This is a genomic window from Streptomyces sp. enrichment culture, assembly GCF_964272855.1.
Taxonomy (GTDB): Bacteria; Actinomycetota; Actinomycetes; order Streptomycetales; family Streptomycetaceae; genus Streptomyces.
Genome location: NZ_OZ186847.1, coordinates 4,745,980 through 4,763,242 on the forward strand (window position 1 = coordinate 4,745,980; position 17,263 = coordinate 4,763,242).

The window sequence follows — 17,263 nt, forward strand, 5'->3', positions numbered from 1 at the left end:
TCACACACCTGATCTAGTCCATTACCCTGGACTGCGGAGTACATCGCGATAGACGACGTTTTCAAGCCGATCACCTGGACCGCCCGTGACCACCCCCGAGACCGCCGCCGCGACCTCTGACGCCGCCGCCACCTCCCCCGCTTCCGTCACGTCCACCCCCGGCCGCCTCGGCTCGCTCGGCCCCGTGGGCCTGGTGCTCGCGGGCGGGATCTCCGTGCAGTTCGGTGGCGCGCTCGCCGTGCTGCTGATGCCGAAGGCCGGCGCCCTCGGAGTGGTGGCGCTGCGGCTGGCGGTGGCGGCCGTGGTACTGCTGGTGGTCTGCCGGCCCCGGCTGCGCGGCTACTCGCGCGCCGACTGGTCCACGGTCGTCGTCTTCGGCATCACCATGGCCGGCATGAACGGCCTCTTCTACCAGTCCATCGACCGCATCCCGCTGGGCCCGGCCGTCACCCTGGAGGTCCTGGGCCCGCTCGCCCTCTCCGTCCTGGCCTCCCGCAGAGCCGTGAACCTGATCTGGGCGGGACTGGCCCTCGCGGGCGTCTTCCTGCTGGGCGGCGGAGGCTTCGACGACCTCGACCCGCTGGGAGTCGCCTTCGCGCTGGGCGCGGGCGTGATGTGGGCGGCGTACATCGTCTTCAGCGCGCGCACCGGCCGGCGCTTCCCGCAGGCCGACGGGCTGGCGCTGGCGATGGCGGTGGGCGCGCTGCTGTTCGTGCCGCTCGGCATCGCGGAGTCCGGCAGCAAGCTGCTCGACCCGGTCACCCTCGGCCTCGGCGCGGGCGTCGCCGTCCTCTCCTCCGTCCTCCCCTACACCCTCGAACTCCTCGCCCTGCGCCGCCTGCCCGCCTCCACCTTCGCCGTCCTGATGAGCCTGGAGCCCGCCCTCGCCGCGACAGCCGGCTTCCTCATCCTCGACCAGGCCCTCACCACCGCCCAGGCCCTCGCGATCGCCCTGGTCATCGCGGCGAGCATGGGCGCGGTACGGACCCAGGTGGGCCGGGGGAAGGCGGGGCGGGGGGACTCGGGCTCCTGACGGAGCACTGGCCGCTGATGAAGCGCAGGTGTTGGGCGATTGGGTGGCCCCAACAGCCACCTCGTCAGCACGCGACCACTCCATCCAGCCCAATCCATGCAAGCACGCTTGATTGTTTCTGGCCTCGCTGCCATGCTCCCCCTCATGGCCGACCCGACGCCCCTGTCCGTGTTCGACGATCTCCGTGCCGAAAGTGACGAACTCGACGACGCTGTCGCCGAGTTGGGGCCGGAGCGCTGGGCGCTTCGGACACCCGCGCCCGGCTGGACCGTCGCTCACCAGATCGCTCACCTCGCCTGGACCGACCACTCCGCGCTGCTCGCGGTGACGGACGAGGGCGGGTTCCGGGAGCTGGTGGAGAAGGCGCTCGCCGCGCCGGACTCCTTCGTGGACGAGGGCGCGCAGGAGGGCGCCCGGATGCCGCCCGCCGAGCTGCTCGCCCGCTGGCGTGAGGGCCGTACCGCCCTCGATCAGGCCCTGCGCGCCGCTCCGCCCGGCGCCCGCATTCCCTGGTACGGCCCGCCGATGTCCGCCGCGTCCATGGCCACCGCCCGCCTGATGGAGACCTGGGCCCACGGGCTCGATGTCGCGGACGCGCTCGGTGTCACCCGCCCGCCCACCGACCGGCTGCGCCACATCGCCCGGCTGGGCTTCCGCACCCGGGACTTCGCCCACGTCGTGCGTCAAGTGCCCGTCCCCGCAGATCCCTTCCGCGTCGAGCTGACCAGTCCTTCCGGCGAGCTCTGGGTCTACGGCCTCGAAGACGCCCCGCAACGTGTCACCGGGCCCGCGCTCGACTTCTGCCTCCTCGTCACCCAGCGGGCGAACCGCGCCGACCTCGCACTGCGCGCCGAAGGTGCGGACGCCGACCGCTGGCTCGACATCGCGCAGGCCTTCGCGGGCCCGCCCGGCGCGGGGCGCCCGGCGAAGGGGGACGCGCGGTGAGCGTGCTCCGCGTCGGCAACGCCTCCGGCTTCTACGGCGACCGCTTCGACGCCCTGCGCGAGATGCTGACCGGCGGTGAGCTGGACGTCCTCACCGGTGACTATCTCGCCGAGCTGACCATGCTGATCCTGGCCCGCGACCGGCTGAAGGACCCGGACGCCGGGTACGCCCGTACCTTCCTGCGGCAGCTGGAGGACACCCTCGGACTCGCCCGCGAACGGGGTGTCCGCGTCGTCACCAACGCCGGCGGGCTGAATCCCGCCGGGCTCGCCGACGCCGTACGGCGGCTGGCGGACCGGCTCGGCATACCCGTGCGGGTCGCGCACCTCGAGGGTGACGACCTCACCGCCGATCACCCCGGCAGCCTCGCCGCCCACGCCTATCTCGGCGGTTTCGGGATCGCCGCCGCCCTGCGCGAGGGCGCCGACGTCGTGGTCACCGGGCGGGTGACGGACGCCGCGCTGGTCACCGGGCCCGCCGCCGCCCGCTTCGGGTGGGAGCCGACGGAGTACGACCGGCTCGCCGGTGCCGTCGTCGCCGGGCATGTGCTGGAGTGCGGGACGCAGGCGACCGGCGGCAACTACGCCTTCTTCCGGGACGGTGACGTCCGCCGGCCCGGCTTCCCGCTCGCCGAGATCCACGAGGACGGCAGCTCGGTGATCACCAAGCATCCCGGCACCGGCGGGTTCGTCGACGTCGGCACCGTCACCGCTCAGCTGCTGTACGAGACCGGGGGCGCGCGGTACGCGGGCCCGGACGTCACCGCGCGGCTGGACACCGTACGGCTCGCCCAGGACGGGCCCGACCGGGTGCGGATAGAGGGCGTCCGCGGGGAGGCTCCGCCGCCCGCCCTCAAGGTAGGCGTCAACCGGCTCGGCGGCTTCCGCAACGAGGTCGCGTTCGTGCTGACCGGGCTCGACATCGAGGAGAAGGCCGCGCTCGTGAAGGAGCAGATGGCCGACGCCCTCGCCAAGTCGCCGCCCGCCGAGATCCGCTGGGAGCTGTCCCGCACCGACCGGCCCGACGCCGGCACCGAGGAGACCGCCAGCGCCCTGCTCCGGCTGGTCGTCCGCGACCCCGAACAGGCCACCGTCGGACGGCCGCTGACCGCCGCCGCCGTGGAACTCGCCCTCGCCAGCTACCCCGGCTTCCATGTGCTGGCGCCACCGGAGAAGGGCGCCCCATATGGGGTGTTCGAGGATGTGTCCGTCCCCCATGGTGCCGTCGACCATGTGGCCGTCCTCCATGACGGGCGCCGGGTCGCTGTAGCCCCGCCCCACGTCACGCGTCCGCTGGAGGTGGTTCCGGAACCTGTACTTCCCGAGCCACCGCCTCCTGGCCCCACCCGTTCCGCGCCCCTCGGCCTCGTCGCCGGGGCCCGCAGCGGGGACAAGGGCGGGAACGCCAACGTCGGCGTGTGGGCGCGGACCGACGACGCCTGGCGGTGGCTGGCCCGCACCCTCACCGTCGACGTCTTCCGGCGGCTGCTGCCCGAGACCGCCGAGCTGACCGTCGTACGCCACACGCTCCCGAACCTGCGCGCCCTGAACTTCGTCGTCGAGGGGATCCTCGGCGAGGGCGTCGCCGCCCGGCACCGCTTCGACCCGCAGGCCAAGGCCCTCGGCGAATGGCTGCGCTCCCGCCACCTGGACATCCCGGAGGCCCTGCTGTGACGGTTCTCCCGACCGCCCTGGACACCCACGACCCCGCCTACGCGGCGAACCGCGAGGCCATGCTCGCCAAGCTCGCCGAACTCGACGCCGAGCACGCCAAGGCCCTCGCGGGCGGCGGTGAGAAGTACGTCGAACGGCACCGGCGGCGCGGCAAGCTGCTCGCCCGGGAGCGGGTCGAGCTGCTGCTCGACCCGGACACCCCGTTCCTGGAGCTGTCACCGCTGGCCGCGTGGGGGAGCGACTACGCCGTCGGCGCCTCGCTCGTCACCGGCATCGGTGTCGTCGAGGGCGTCGAGTGCCTGATCACCGCCAACGATCCCACCGTGCGCGGCGGTGCCAGCAACCCCTGGTCGCTGAAGAAGGCCCTGCGCGCCAACGACATCGCGCTCGCCAACCGGCTGCCGTGCATCAGCCTGGTGGAGTCCGGGGGCGCCGATCTGCCGTCCCAGAAGGAGATCTTCATCCCCGGCGGCGCCATCTTCCGGGACATCACGCGGCTGTCCGCCGCCGGGATCCCGACCGTCGCCGTCGTCTTCGGCAACTCGACAGCCGGGGGCGCGTACGTCCCCGGCATGTCCGACCACGTGATCATGGTCAAGGAGCGGGCGAAGGTGTTCCTCGGCGGGCCGCCGCTGGTGAAGATGGCCACCGGCGAGGAGAGCGACGACGAGTCGCTGGGCGGCGCCGGGATGCACGCGCGCGTGTCGGGTCTCGCCGACTACTTCGCCGTCGACGAGCGGGACGCCCTGCGGCAGGCACGGCGGGTCGTCGCCCGGCTCAACCACCGCAAGGCGTACCCGGAGCCCGGACCGGCCGAGCCGCCCGAGTACGACGCGGAGGAGCTGCTGGGCATCGTCCCCGGCGATCTGAAGATCCCCTTCGATCCGCGCGAGGTGATCGCCCGGATCGTCGACGGCTCCGACTTCGACGAGTTCAAGCCGCTGTACGGCACCAGCCTGGCCACCGGCTGGGCGAGCCTGCACGGCTACCCGGTCGGAATCCTCGCCAACGCCCAGGGGGTGCTGTTCAGCGAGGAGTCGCAGAAGGCCGCCCAGTTCATCCAGCTGGCCAACCAGCGCGACATCCCGCTGCTCTTCCTGCACAACACCACCGGCTACATGGTGGGCAGCCGCTACGAGCAGGGCGGCATCATCAAGCACGGCTCGATGATGATCAACGCGGTCTCCAACTCGCGGGTGCCGCACCTGTCCGTGCTCATGGGCGCCTCCTACGGCGCCGGGCACTACGGCATGTGCGGGCGGGCCTACGACCCGCGCTTCCTGTTCGCCTGGCCCAGCGCCAAGTCGGCCGTGATGGGCCCGCAGCAGCTCGCGGGCGTCCTGTCGATCGTCGCCCGCCAGTCGGCGGCCGCCAAGGGGCAGCCGTACGACGACGAGGCCGACGCCGCCCTGCGGGCGATGGTGGAGCAGCAGATCGAGTCCGAGTCGCTGCCGATGTTCCTGTCCGGGCGGCTGTACGACGACGGCGTCATCGACCCGCGCGACACCCGCACCGTCCTCGGCATGTGCCTGTCCGCCGTCCACACCGCGCCCTACGAGGGTGTGCGGGGCGGTTTCGGCGTCTTCCGGATGTGAGGGACCCAGTGATCACTTCTGTGCTCGTCGCCAACCGGGGCGAGATCGCCTGCCGCGTCTTCCGCACCTGCCGCGAGTTGGGAATCCGGACGGTCGCGGTGTACTCCGACGCCGACGAGAACGCCCTCCACGCGCGCGTGGCCGACACGGCGGTACGACTGCCGGGGGCGGCACCCGCCGACACCTACCTGCGCGGCGACCTGATCGTGAAGGCGGCCCTCGCGGCCGGCGCCGACGCCGTGCACCCCGGCTACGGCTTCCTCTCCGAGAACCCCGGCTTCGCCCGCGCGGTCGTCGACGCGGGCCTGGTGTGGATCGGCCCGCCGCCGGAGGCCATCGAGGCCATGGCGTCCAAGACCCGCGCCAAGGAGCTGCTGGGCATCGCCCCGCTGCGGGACGTCACCGACGCCGACCTGCCGGTGCTGGTGAAGGCGGCGGCCGGCGGCGGCGGACGCGGCATGCGGGTCGTACGGCGCCTCGCCGACCTGGAGGGCGAGCTGACCGCCGCCCGCGCGGAGGCGCTGGCCGCGTTCGGCGACGACGAGGTGTTCGTCGAGCCGTACGTCGAGGACGGCCGGCACGTCGAGGTGCAGGTCCTCGCCGACACGCACGGCACGGTGTGGGCGCTGGGCACCCGCGACTGCTCCCTCCAGCGCCGCCACCAGAAGGTGATCGAGGAGGCCCCGGCGCCGGGCCTTGCGTCCGAACTCGCCGACGACCTGCACGCGACCGCCGTGCGCGCCGCCCGCGCGGTCGGCTACACCGGCGCCGGTACGGTCGAGTTCCTGGTCGCCGGCGGCAAGGCGCACTTCCTGGAGATGAACACGCGCCTCCAGGTCGAGCACCCCGTCACCGAGGCCGTCTTCGGCGTCGACCTGGTCGCCCTGCAGATCCGCGTCGCCGAGGGACACGCCCTGGAGAACGACCCGCCACGCGCGCGTGGTCACGCCGTGGAGGCCCGCCTGTACGCCGAGGACCCGGCGAACGGCTGGGCGCCGCAGACCGGCACCCTGCACCGCCTCGCCGTCCCGGACTCCGTCCGCCTGGACACCGGCTACACCGACGGCGACCCGATCGGCGTCCACTACGACCCCCTCCTCGCCAAGGCCGTCGCCCACGCGCCCACCCGCGCGGAGGCCGTCCGCAAGCTGGCCGGCGCCCTGGCGGAGGCGGAGATCCACGGCCCGGTCACCAACCGGGACCTGCTGGTGCGCTCCCTGCGCCACAAGGAGTTCACGTCCGCCTCCATGGACACCGGCTTCTACGAGCGCCACCTGCCCGAGCTGACCGAGCCCGCCCCCGACCCGCACGCCCCGCTCGCCGCCGCCCTCGCCGACGCCCACGGCCGCTCCCGTTTCGGCGGCTGGCGCAATGTGCCGTCCCAGCCGCAGACCAAGCGGTACGCGATGGCGGGCGAGGAACACGAGGTCCGCTACCGGCACACCCGCGCGGGCGGCCTGGAGGCCGACGGAGTGCGGGTCCTGCACGCCGACGCACGTCTCGTCGTCCTCGAAGTGGACGGCGTACGGCGGAAGTACGCGGTGGCCCGGTACGGCGACACCGTCCACGTCAACCAGACGGCCCTGCACGCCCTTCCCCGCTTCCCCGACCCGACCGCCCAGCACGCCCCGGGCTCCCTGCTCGCCCCCATGCCCGGCACCGTCGTCCGCATCGCCGACGGCCTGACCGAGGGAGCCGCCGTGGAGGCCGGACAGCCCCTGCTGTGGCTGGAGGCGATGAAGATGCAGCACCAGATCGCAGCCCCCGCGACGGGAACGCTGACGGCGTTGCACGCCCAGCCCGGCCGTCAGGTGGAGGTCGGCACCCTCTTGGCGGTCGTGGAGGCAGACGCCGTTTAGGGGCACGGGGCTGTATCGATATGCGGCTCCGCCGCGTGAGCGCGACCAGCCACCCACAACCCGCAGACCGAGGAGCCACATGAGCCCCATCGTCGAGACCGAAGAGCACAAGGCCCTGCGCGCCGCAGTCGCCGCCCTCGGCACCCGCCACGGCCGCGACCACGTCCGCGAAGAACTCTGGTCCGAGGCAGGCAAACTCGGCTACCTCGGCGTCAACCTGCCGGAGGAGTACGGCGGCGGAGGCGGCGGCATCGCCGAACTCTCCATCGTCCTCGAAGAGCTCGGCGCCGCCGGCGCCCCCCTCCTCATGCTGATCGTCTCCCCGGCGATCTGCGGCACGGTGATCGCCCGCTTCGGCACGGAGGAGCAGAAACGCCAGTGGCTGCCCGGCCTCGCCGACGGCACCCGCACCATGGCGTTCGGCATCACCGAGCCCGACGCCGGATCCAACAGCCACCGCATCACCACCACGGCCCGCCGTGACGGCGCCGACTGGCTCCTGACGGGCCGGAAGGTCTTCGTCTCCGGCGTCGACATAGCCGACGCCACCCTCGTCGTCGGCCGCACCGAGGACGCCCGCACGGGCCGCCTGAAGCCCTGCCTGTTCATCGTGCCCCGGGACGCGCCCGGCTTCGAACGCCGCAAGATCGACATGGAACTCGCTGCGCAGGAGAAGCAGTTCGAACTCACCCTGGACGACGTCCGGCTGCCCGCCGAGGCCCTGGTCGGCGACGAGGACGCGGGCCTGCTGCAACTGTTCGCCGGCCTCAACCCCGAGCGCATCATGACCGCCGCGTTCGCGATCGGCATGGGCCGCTACGCGATCGGCAAGGCCGTCGAGTACGCCCGCGACCGCACCGTCTTCAAGTCCCCCATCGGCGCCCACCAGGCCATCGCCCACCCCCTCGCCCAGGCGCACATCGACCTCGAACTGGCCCGCCTGATGATGCAGAAGGCGGCCCACCTGTACGACGCGGGGGACGACGCAGGCGCCGGCGAGGCCGCGAACATGGCCAAGTACGCGGCCGGTGAGGCCTGCGCGAAGGCCGTCGACCAGGCCGTGCACACCCTCGGTGGCAACGGACTCACCCGCGAGTTCGGCCTCGCCTCGCTCATCACGGCCGCACGCGTGGCTCGTATCGCACCGGTGAGCCGGGAGATGATTCTGAACTACGTTTCCCACCAGACCCTGGGTCTGCCCAAGTCGTACTGACACCCGCCCGCGTCCCGTCCGGCACAGCGTTGTGCGAGGAGGAACCGATGTTCCGCAGCGAGTACGCAGACGTCCCGCCCGTCCACCTGCCCATCCACGAGGCGGTCCTCGGCCGGGCCGCCGAATTCGGTGACGCGCCCGCGCTCATCGACGGCACCGACGGCACCACCCTCTCGTACGAGCAGGTGGACCGGTTCCACCGGCGGGTCGCCGCCGCGCTCGCCGAGGCCGGCGTCCGCAAGGGCGACGTCCTCGCCCTGCACAGCCCCAACACCATCGCCTTCCCCACCGCGTTCTACGCCGCCACCCGCGCCGGTGCCACCGTCACCACGGTGCACCCGCTCGCCACCGCCGAGGAGTTCGCCAAACAGCTCGGCGACTCGGCGGCCCGCTGGATCGTCACCGTCTCCCCGCTGCTCGACACCGCCCGCCGCGCCGCCCAGCTCGCGGGCGGCGTCCGGGAGATCTTCGTCTGCGACAGCGCGCCCGGACACCGCTCGCTGATCGACATGCTGGCGTCCACGGCCCCCGAGCCCGCCGTCGCCATCGACCCCGCCGAGGACGTGGCCGTCCTGCCGTACTCCTCGGGCACCACCGGCACGCCCAAGGGCGTGATGCTCACCCACCGGCAGATCGCCACCAACCTCGCCCAGCTCGAACCCGCCATCGACGCAAAGCCCGGCGAGCGCATCCTCGCCGTGCTGCCGTTCTTCCACATCTACGGGCTGACCGCCCTGATGAACGCGCCCCTCAGGAAGGGCGCCACCGTCGTCGTACTGCCCCGCTTCGACCTGGAGACCTTCCTCGCCGCCATCCAGAACCACCGCATCACCGGCCTGTACGTCGCCCCGCCGATCGTCCTCGCCCTCGCCAAGCACCCCCTGGTCGCCCAGTACGACCTGTCGTCCCTGCGGTACGTCATCAGCGCCGCCGCCCCCCTGGACGCCGACCTCGCCCAGGCCTGCGCCCGGCGCCTGAACCTGCCGCCCGTCGGCCAGGCGTACGGCATGACGGAACTGTCCCCCGGCACCCACGTCGTCCCCCTCGACGCCATGCGGGACGCGCCCGCCGGGGCCGTCGGCAAGCTGATAGCCGGCACCGAGATGCGCATCGTCTCCCTCGACGACCCCGGCAAGGACCTCGGCCCCGGCGAGAGCGGTGAGATCCTCATCCGCGGCCCCCAGGTCATGAAGGGCTACCTGGGCCGCCCCGACGCCACCGCCGCCATGATCGACCCCGACGGCTGGCTCCACACCGGAGACGTCGGCCACGTCGACGACGACGGCTGGCTGTTCGTCGTCGACCGCGTCAAGGAACTGATCAAGTACAAGGGCTTCCAGGTCGCGCCCGCCGAACTGGAGGCACTGCTCCTCACCCACCCCGGCATCGCCGACGCCGCCGTCATCGGCGTCTACGACGACAACGGCAACGAGGTCCCCCGCGCGTACGTGGTCCGCCAGCCGGACGCGGCCGGCCTCTCCGAAGGAGAGGTCATGATGCACGTCGCCGAACGCGTCGCCCCCTACAAGCGCGTCCGCCAGGTCACCTTCATCGACACCGTGCCCCGGGCCACCTCCGGGAAGATCCTCCGCCGCGAACTCAGGGAACGGACATGAGCCTCATCCGCCGTACGCGCACACGAGGCGTTGAGACCCTCGCCCTGGACTCGCCCGGCAACCGCAACGCCCTGTCCGCGGCCCTCGTGGGCGAACTCGCCGACGCGCTCACCGAGTGCGGCAAGGACGCCGACGTCCGCGCGGTCGTCCTCACCCACACCGGCAACACCTTCAGCGCGGGCGCCGACCTGCGAGACCCGCCCGAGCCCGACGCCCTCGTCGCCCTCCTCAGGCAGCTCGTCGAACTGCCCAGACCGGTCGTGGCCCGCGTCACCGGACACGTCCGCGCGGGCGGCCTCGGACTGCTCGCCGCCTGCGACATCGCGGTAGCCGCCCACACGGCCACGTTCGCCTTCACCGAGGTGCGGATCGGCGTCGCGCCCGCGGTGATCTCCCTGCCCCTGCTGCCCCGCACCGACCCCCGCGCCCTCGCCCGCCACTACCTCACCGGAGAGCGCTTCGACGCGGCCGAGGCGACCCGCGTCGGCCTGCTCACCGCGGCCGGCGACGACGTGGACGACGTACTCGCCCCCGTCCTCGACGGCCTCAGGCGCTCCGCACCCGAGGCCCTGGCCGAGACGAAACGGCTGCTCACGGCTAGGGTGCTGGAAGCCTTCGACCGGGACGCGGCCGAACTGACCGCGCTCTCGACCCGGCTGTTCTCCTCACCGCACGCCCGCGAGGGGATGACGGCCTTCCTGGAGCGACGGGATCCCGAATGGGTGCTGTGACGGAATGAGTGCTGTGACGACAGTCGACCGCGTCCCCAAGCAGGACCGCAGCCGGGCCACCCGGCAGCGGCTGCTGGCCGCCGCCGTGGCCTGCCTCGCCGAACACGGCTGGGCGGGCTCCACGGTCTCCGTCGTCGCCGAACGCGCCGGCGTCTCCCGCGGCGCCGCCCAGCACCACTTCCCGACCCGCGAGGACCTGTTCACCGCCGCCGTCGAGTACGTCGCCGAGGAACGCTCCGACGCCCTGCGCGCCCTCTTCCCCGAGGGCGCGGCAGGCGACCGCCACGCCGTCGTCGCCGCCCTCGTCGACCTCTACACCGGCCCCCTCTTCCGCGCCGCCCTGCACCTGTGGGTCGCGGCCTCCAACGAGGAGCAGCTGCGGCCCCGCGTCACCGAACTCGAAGCCCGCGTCGGCCGCGAGACCCACCGCATCGCAGTCGAACTCCTCGGCGCCGACGAGACCCGCCCCGGCGTCCGCGAGACCGTGCAGGGCCTGCTCGACATGGCCCGCGGCCTCGGCCTCGCCAACCTCCTCACCGACGACGCATCCCGCCGCGACCGGGTGGTGGCCCAGTGGGCGGCGCTGCTGGACGGGGCGCTGGACTGACCGTGGGCAACTGGTTCCAGGTCTTCGTCGACCTCGACGCGACCGCCGACGAGGCGCCCCGGCTCGCCCAGCGCGTCGTCGGCGCCTTGGCGGCCGAGGGCGTCGTCCTCGCCGAGCGCACCGACTGCGTCCTCGGCCTGCCGTCGGGCCACCCACCCGGACCCGGCTGGCAGCGGTACGCGACCGACGACTGGGACTGGGCCCCGACCGACGGACTCGCCGTCCACACCGGGCGCACCTGCTTCCACAGCGGCCCCGACATGCCCGGCGCCGCCGTCTGCCCGCGCTGCGCGGCCGCCACCCCGCTGGAAGACACCGCGTGGCCGCGTTTCAGCGACGCCATTCGGACCTGGCACGACACCGGCGCCGCGGCCGTCGACTGCCCCGCCTGCGCCACGCCCGTCGCGCTCCCCGACTGGACCTGGGACGACTGTCCCCTCGCCTTCGCCCACCTCGGATTCGAGTTCTGGAACTGGCCCGACTTCACACCCGAGTTCCACGCCCTGCTCTCCCGCCTCCTCGACGGCCACCGCACGGTGTGCCTGTGGGGCGGGATCTGACCGTTGCCGCCGGCATCTCCCCAGCTCAGGACGCGTTGTCAGTGGCGGGGGCTACGGTGCGGGGCATGGGGGACACGTTCCAGACGATCGCCGACCCCGACGCGTCGGCACAGGACGCGGCACGCCTCGCCGAACGCGTGGTCGAGTGGCTGGTCGCCGAGGGCATCGTGCTCGCCGAAGCCCAGCCGGGCTGGGCCCTGAGCGAGCACCCGGCCCACCCGCCCGGCCCCGACTGGCACAAGGCCGTCACCGACGCCCGCTGGGGCTCGCCGGACGGCGTCGCCGTCCACACCCGGCACCGCGTCTTCCACAGCGTCGGCGTCCCCGGCCCGCACACGGCGACCTGCCCCCGCTGCCGGGCCACCGTGGTCGAGGACGACGTCCCGTCCCGCTTCGGCACCGCCATGGAAACCTGGCACGAGACGGGCAGCGGATCCGTCGACTGCCCCGCCTGCGCCGCGACCGTCCCCCTGCCCGCCTGGACCTGGACCGACGACGTCTTCGCCTTCGCCCGCCTCGGCTTCGAGTCTGGAAATGGCCCGCCCTCAGCGACGACTTCCGCGCCCGGATATCGGGCTTCCTGGAAGGTCACCGCACGGTGTTCCTCCAGGGCGAGATCTGACCCGCGGCCCGGCTCAGGGGCTGAGCCGCTCCACCCGCCAGCTCCCATCCGCCCGCGCCACATACCGCAGCCGGTCATGGAGCCGGTTCTCCCGACCCTGCCAGAACTCCACCGACTGCGGCGCCACCCGGAACCCGCCCCAGTGCGGCGGCACCGGCACCTGCTCGCCCTCCGGGTAGCGGGCCGACAGCTCGGCGTAGGAGGCTTCGAGATCCACCCGGGTGGAGATCACCGAGGACTGCGCGCTCGCCCACGCGCCCAGCTGGGAACCGTGCGGCCGGGTCCGGAAGTACGCCACCGTCTCGTCCCGCCCGGTCCGCCGCGCCACACCCGAGACGATGACCTGCCGGGCCATCGGATACCAGGGGAACAGCAGCGAGACGTACGGGTTCTCCGCCAGGTCCCGCGCCTTGCGGGAGTCGTAGTTGGTGTAGAACACGAACCCCTGCTCGTCGAACTGCTTCAGCAGCACCGTGCGCGAGCTGGGCCGGCCGTCCGCGTCCGCCGTCGAGACGACCATCGCGTTCGGCTCGAACAGCCGGCCCTCCGTCGCCGCCTGCCGGAACCAGCGCGCGAACTGCTGCACAGGCGTCGCGGCCAGATCGGCCTCGGCGAGCCCCTCCTCGCGGTAGTGCTTGCGCATCGCGGCGGGGTCGGGAGCGGGATCGGGGACAACGGCGGGGACGGCGTCGTGGTCGGTCACGTCGTCATCTTGCCGTATGCCCTACCGCCGTACGCCACGGTGTCCTTCATCACTGCGTGGCACTGAGTGCCGCGAAACCTCCCCAAGGCTGGCACTCGGGGATATCGTGCAGATGCCGTCCCGGTGGGGTGACCGCCGAACGCACGGGGCATCACCCGAGGGACCGCTCCGGACCGCGAGCCGCCCACAGGCCGTGGATCCACAGGGCGATCGCCCACATCAGCACCCACGTCCGCGCCTGCCCACCACCCGTCGCACACATCACGAGGAGCCGCCTGATGTCCGACTTCGTACCCGGACTCGAGGGAGTCGTCGCGTTCGAGACGGAGATCGCCGAACCGGACAAGGAGGGCGGTGCCCTCCGGTACCGCGGTGTCGACATCGAGGACCTGGTCGGCCATGTCTCCTTCGGCAACGTCTGGGGCCTGCTCGTCGACGGCGCCTTCAACCCCGGCCTGCCGCCCGCCGAGCCGTTCCCCATCCCCGTCCACTCCGGGGACATCCGCGTCGACGTCCAGTCCGCGCTCGCCATGCTCGCCCCCGTGTGGGGCCTGAAACCCCTCCTGGACATCGACGCCGAGCAGGCCCGCGAGGACCTGGCCCGCGCCGCCGTCATGGCCCTGTCCTACGTCGCCCAGTCCGCCCGCGGCCAGGGCCTGCCCATGGTCCCGCAGAGCGAGATCGACAAGGCCCAGTCCGTCGTCGAACGCTTCATGATCCGCTGGCGGGGCGAGCCCGACCCCAAGCACGTGGCCGCGGTCGACGCGTACTGGACGTCGGCGGCCGAGCACGGCATGAACGCCTCCACCTTCACCGCCCGCGTCATCGCCTCCACCGGCGCGGACGTCGCCGCGGCGCTCTCCGGAGCCGTCGGCGCCATGTCGGGCCCCCTGCACGGCGGCGCCCCCTCCCGCGTCCTGCACATGATCGAGGAGATCGAACGCACCGGGAACGCCGAGGCGTACGTCAAGAAGACCCTCGACAAGGGCGAACGCCTCATGGGCTTCGGCCACCGTGTCTACCGCGCCGAGGACCCCCGCGCCCGCGTACTGCGCCGCACCGCCCGCGAACTGGGCGCCCCCCGCTTCGAGGTCGCCGAGGCACTGGAGAAGGCGGCCCTGGAGGAACTGCACAACCGCCGCCCGGACCGCGTCCTGGCGACGAACGTCGAGTTCTGGGCCGCGATCATGCTGGACTTCGCCGAGGTCCCGGCGCACATGTTCACCTCGATGTTCACCTGCGCCCGCACGGCGGGCTGGTCGGCGCACATCCTGGAGCAGAAGCGCACCGGCCGCCTCGTGCGCCCCTCCGCCCGCTACATCGGCCCGGGCCCCCGCGACCCGCGCGACATCGAGGGCTACGCCGACATCGCCCTCTGACCGCCCCCGAAAACGCAGACGACCCGCGAGCCTGGTCCTCCTGAAGGAGGAGCCGGTCGGACGTACCGGCAGCTCGCGGGTCGGGTGACTGCTTGGGATTGGGCCGGCTGCACGCGTCGCTCACGCGCTGGTCCGGCACCGCACTGAGTGTGGTGACGGGCCGCTAGCCCGCAGCCACCTCACGCGTCCGGTTCTCATACATCTGCCGAACCACCTCCCTTCTCGTGTACCGAACACCCTAAGAAGTGGTTCCGCCCGCGCTCAACCGTTTTTTCGCGTGGGTGTCCGACGCGCCGGTCCGTGCTGCTCTGACGTGACCGTGGCCAGCAGGTTTCCCACCAGTGGGCTTTCGTCGGTGGAGCGCCAGCCGATCGCGACCGTGGTGCGCGGGGAGGGGGCGGAAGGTGATGCCGGTGAGGCGGATGCGGCGGATGGCGGAGGGGGCCAGGGAGACGCCGAGGCCGGTTTCGACGAGGGCGCAGACCGTTTGCCATTCGACGGCGTGCTGGGTGACGCGTGGGGTGAATCCGGCGTCGGCGCACAGGGCGGTGATGCGGTCGTGGAGGCCGGGGCCGGCCTCGCGGGGGAGGAGGACGAAGGGGGAGTCGGCCAGGGCGGCCGGGGGGAGTTTGCGGTGGCGCGTGGCCAGGGGGTGGGAGGTGGGGAGGACGGCGACGAAGGGCTCCTCCAGGATCGTCCGGAAGGACAGGTCGTCGTCGTGCTCGGGGGGTTCGCGGAGGAGGCCGACGTCGAGGGTGCCGTCGCGCAGGGCGGCCAGTTGCGGGCCGGTGGTCATCTCGCGGATGTCGAGGTGGACGCCGGGGTGGCGGTCGCGGTGGGTGCGGAGCAGGCCGGGGAGGACGGTCAGGGCGAGGGAGGCGGCGAAGCCGATGCGCAGGCGGCCGGTGCGGCCCTCGGCGGCGGCGCGCGCGGCGGCCAGCCCGTCGGCGAGGCCGGTCAGCGCCCGGCGGGCGGCGGGGAGGAGTTCCCGGCCGGCCGGGGTGAGGGCGACGGCGCCGGGCGCGCGGGTGAACAGGGGATGGCCGACCTTGTCCTCGAGGCGTCGGATCTGCTGGCTGAGCGGGGGCTGGGCGATGCCGAGGCGGGCGGCGGCGTGACCGAAGTGCAGTTCCTCGGCGAGGACGACGAAGGCGTGCAGCTGGGGGAGGGGGAGCAGAGGGCTGGCCATGTCTCCGGCGTACAACGATTCCTCGTGGATTCCTCGCAATCTTGCGGGAACCATATGTGGGCTGCGTCACGTTCGAGTTGAATGATGGGTGGTGGGCGCGACTGGCGCGCCGTACGTGCGGACACAGCCTGCAGGGGGTCCAGGTGAGTGCTTCCCGGCGTAGTGGGACCACCGACGAACTGGGGCCGGACGAGCCCGAGCGGGACGGTTCCGATCTGCTCGCCGCGCTGTTGGACGGCATGGACGCCGCGTTGTGCGCGTTCGACGCCGACGGGGTCCTCACGCACTGGAACCGCGAGGCGGAGCGGATCCTGGGGTGGACCGCGGCCGAGGCCGTGGGCCGGCACGGGTTCGCCGGGTGGGCGGTGCGCAGCGCGGACGCCGAGGAGGTGGAGGCGCGGCTGCTGTCGGCGATGCACGCTCCGGGGCGGCAGGTGCACGAGTTCGCGCTGCTGACGAAGGACGGCGGGCGGGTGCTCGTACGGACCCAGTCGGCGGCCGTGCGCGGGCCGGACGGCAAGCCCGCCGGGGTGTACTGCGCGTTCAGCGAGGTGCACACGCAGATCGACCTGGAGCGGTCGATCGCGCTGAGCGAGGCGCTGTTCGAGGACGCGAGCTGGGGTGTGGTGCTGGTCGACGCCGATCTGCGGCCGGCCGTCGTCAACGCGCACGCGGCGCGGGCGCTGGGTCTCGGGCGTACGGCGGCGCTGGGCCGGCCGCTCGGGGAGCTGCTCGCGCAGGGCGTGGAGGAGCTGGAGAGCGCGCTGACGCATGTGCTGGCGGAGGGCGCGCCGCCCGCGCCGGCGGAGATCTGGGTGAGTGTGCGCACCCCGGACGGGGAGCGGCGGCGCTGCTGGCGCTGCGGGTTCGTACGGCTGTCCTCGCCGCTCGCGGAGGAGCCGGTGCCGTTGGGTGTGGGGTGGCTGTTCCAGGACGTGACGGAGGCCAAGCAGGGCGAGCAGGAGGCGTCGCTGCTGCGGTTCCGGACGAGTCAGCTGCACCGGGCGGCGCGGGCGGCCGCCGAGTGCGAGGACCCGGTGGAGGCGGCGACCGTCCATCTGGACTTCGCGCTGGCCGGTTTCGCCGACCACGCGCTGATCGACCGGGTGGCGGGCGGGGCGGTCGTGGACGGCGAGGCGGAGGGGCCGGTCCGGTTGGTACGGGTGGCGGCGACGCCCTCGGGCGCCCCCGGTCCGAGCCTGTCGGCGGGGTACGCGGGGCTGCCGGTGCGGTACGCGGAGGGGCATCCGGCGTTGCAGTGCGTGGCGCGGATCGGCACCGTGCGGGCCAGTGTGGGTGCGGTGGGCGCGGAGCGGTCGCGGGCGTGGGCGCTGGCCCGCCGGTGGCCGGAGGACGCGGTGCACGCGCTGTGCGCGGTGCTGCGCAGCCGGGGGCGGACGCTGGGCGTGGTGACGTTTCTGCGTGGGAGCGGACGGCACGCGTTCGAGCGGTCCGACACGGCGTACGCCGAGGACGTCGCGGTACGGATCGCGACGGCGCTGGACCTCGCGGAGCTGGCGGGGCCGAATCGATAGAGG

Annotated in this window: 14 protein-coding genes; 12 read left to right on the plus strand and 2 right to left on the minus strand. The window is 73.1% G+C overall.

All coding sequences use genetic code 11. The features are described 5' to 3' along the window. Nucleotides 1–85: 85 nt before the first annotated feature. From ACSU6L_RS20845 to ACSU6L_RS20890, 10 genes are all read left to right on the plus strand, one after another. Nucleotides 86–1,033, plus strand: coding sequence for an EamA family transporter (locus ACSU6L_RS20845; protein ID WP_437058909.1), 948 nt, complete (start codon nt 86–88; stop codon nt 1,031–1,033). 144 nt (nt 1,034–1,177) lie between these two features. Further along, nucleotides 1,178–1,978, plus strand: a complete 801-nt coding sequence (locus tag ACSU6L_RS20850; RefSeq protein ID WP_437058911.1) for a TIGR03084 family metal-binding protein — start codon at nt 1,178–1,180, stop codon at nt 1,976–1,978. Beyond that, a complete protein-coding gene (locus ACSU6L_RS20855; protein WP_437058913.1) occupies nt 1,975–3,651 on the plus strand; it encodes an acyclic terpene utilization AtuA family protein in 1,677 nt (558 codons plus the stop codon). Before ACSU6L_RS20850 ends, ACSU6L_RS20855 begins: the two co-directional genes overlap by 4 nt. Beyond that, nucleotides 3,648–5,246, plus strand: coding sequence for an acyl-CoA carboxylase subunit beta (locus tag ACSU6L_RS20860; RefSeq protein WP_437058915.1), 1,599 nt, complete (start codon nt 3,648–3,650; stop codon nt 5,244–5,246). The genes ACSU6L_RS20855 and ACSU6L_RS20860 overlap by 4 nt, the downstream gene beginning before the upstream one ends. Nucleotides 5,247–5,254: 8 nt before the next feature. Beyond that, the gene (locus ACSU6L_RS20865; RefSeq protein ID WP_437058917.1) at nt 5,255–7,105 is read left to right on the plus strand and encodes a biotin carboxylase N-terminal domain-containing protein; all 1,851 of its coding nucleotides are present in this window, start codon (nt 5,255–5,257) and stop codon (nt 7,103–7,105) included. 79 nt (nt 7,106–7,184) lie between these two features. After that, nucleotides 7,185–8,318: an acyl-CoA dehydrogenase family protein gene (locus tag ACSU6L_RS20870; protein ID WP_437058919.1), complete on the plus strand. Its 1,134-nt coding sequence runs from the start codon at nt 7,185–7,187 to the stop codon at nt 8,316–8,318. Between the two features lie 47 nt (nt 8,319–8,365). Further along, complete coding sequence (locus tag ACSU6L_RS20875) at nt 8,366–9,934, plus strand: 4-coumarate--CoA ligase family protein (protein WP_437058921.1); 1,569 nt, start codon at nt 8,366–8,368, stop codon at nt 9,932–9,934. Then, nucleotides 9,931–10,665, plus strand: coding sequence for an enoyl-CoA hydratase family protein (locus ACSU6L_RS20880; protein ID WP_437058923.1), 735 nt, complete (start codon nt 9,931–9,933; stop codon nt 10,663–10,665). Before ACSU6L_RS20875 ends, ACSU6L_RS20880 begins: the two co-directional genes overlap by 4 nt. Nucleotides 10,666–10,669: 4 nt before the next feature. After that, on the plus strand, nt 10,670–11,272 hold the full coding sequence (locus ACSU6L_RS20885) for a TetR/AcrR family transcriptional regulator (protein WP_437058925.1): 603 nt from the start codon (nt 10,670–10,672) through the stop codon (nt 11,270–11,272). 2 nt (nt 11,273–11,274) lie between these two features. Then, on the plus strand, nt 11,275–11,832 hold the full coding sequence (locus tag ACSU6L_RS20890; protein ID WP_437058927.1) for a hypothetical protein: 558 nt from the start codon (nt 11,275–11,277) through the stop codon (nt 11,830–11,832). A 635-nt stretch (nt 11,833–12,467) separates the two neighbouring features. Here the strand turns inward: ACSU6L_RS20890 and pdxH are convergent. Further along, nucleotides 12,468–13,157, minus strand: a complete 690-nt coding sequence (gene pdxH / locus ACSU6L_RS20895; RefSeq protein WP_437058929.1) for a pyridoxamine 5'-phosphate oxidase — start codon at nt 13,155–13,157, stop codon at nt 12,468–12,470. 278 nt (nt 13,158–13,435) lie between these two features. Between pdxH and ACSU6L_RS20900 the strand changes: the two genes are divergently transcribed. Continuing rightward, nucleotides 13,436–14,536 (plus strand): citrate synthase 2, encoded by a 1,101-nt coding sequence (locus ACSU6L_RS20900; protein ID WP_437058931.1) that lies wholly within the window; start codon nt 13,436–13,438, stop codon nt 14,534–14,536. 238 nt (nt 14,537–14,774) lie between these two features. Here the strand turns inward: ACSU6L_RS20900 and ACSU6L_RS20905 are convergent, their stop codons facing one another. Further along, complete coding sequence (locus tag ACSU6L_RS20905; protein WP_437058933.1) at nt 14,775–15,725, minus strand: LysR family transcriptional regulator; 951 nt, start codon at nt 15,723–15,725, stop codon at nt 14,775–14,777. A gap of 143 nt (nt 15,726–15,868) precedes the next feature. On the opposite strand from ACSU6L_RS20905, the gene ACSU6L_RS20910 reads away from it, so the two are divergent. Then, entirely contained in the window at nt 15,869–17,260 is a 1,392-nt protein-coding gene (locus tag ACSU6L_RS20910; protein ID WP_437058935.1) for a PAS domain-containing protein, read from the plus strand. Nucleotides 17,261–17,263 lie beyond the last annotated feature (3 nt).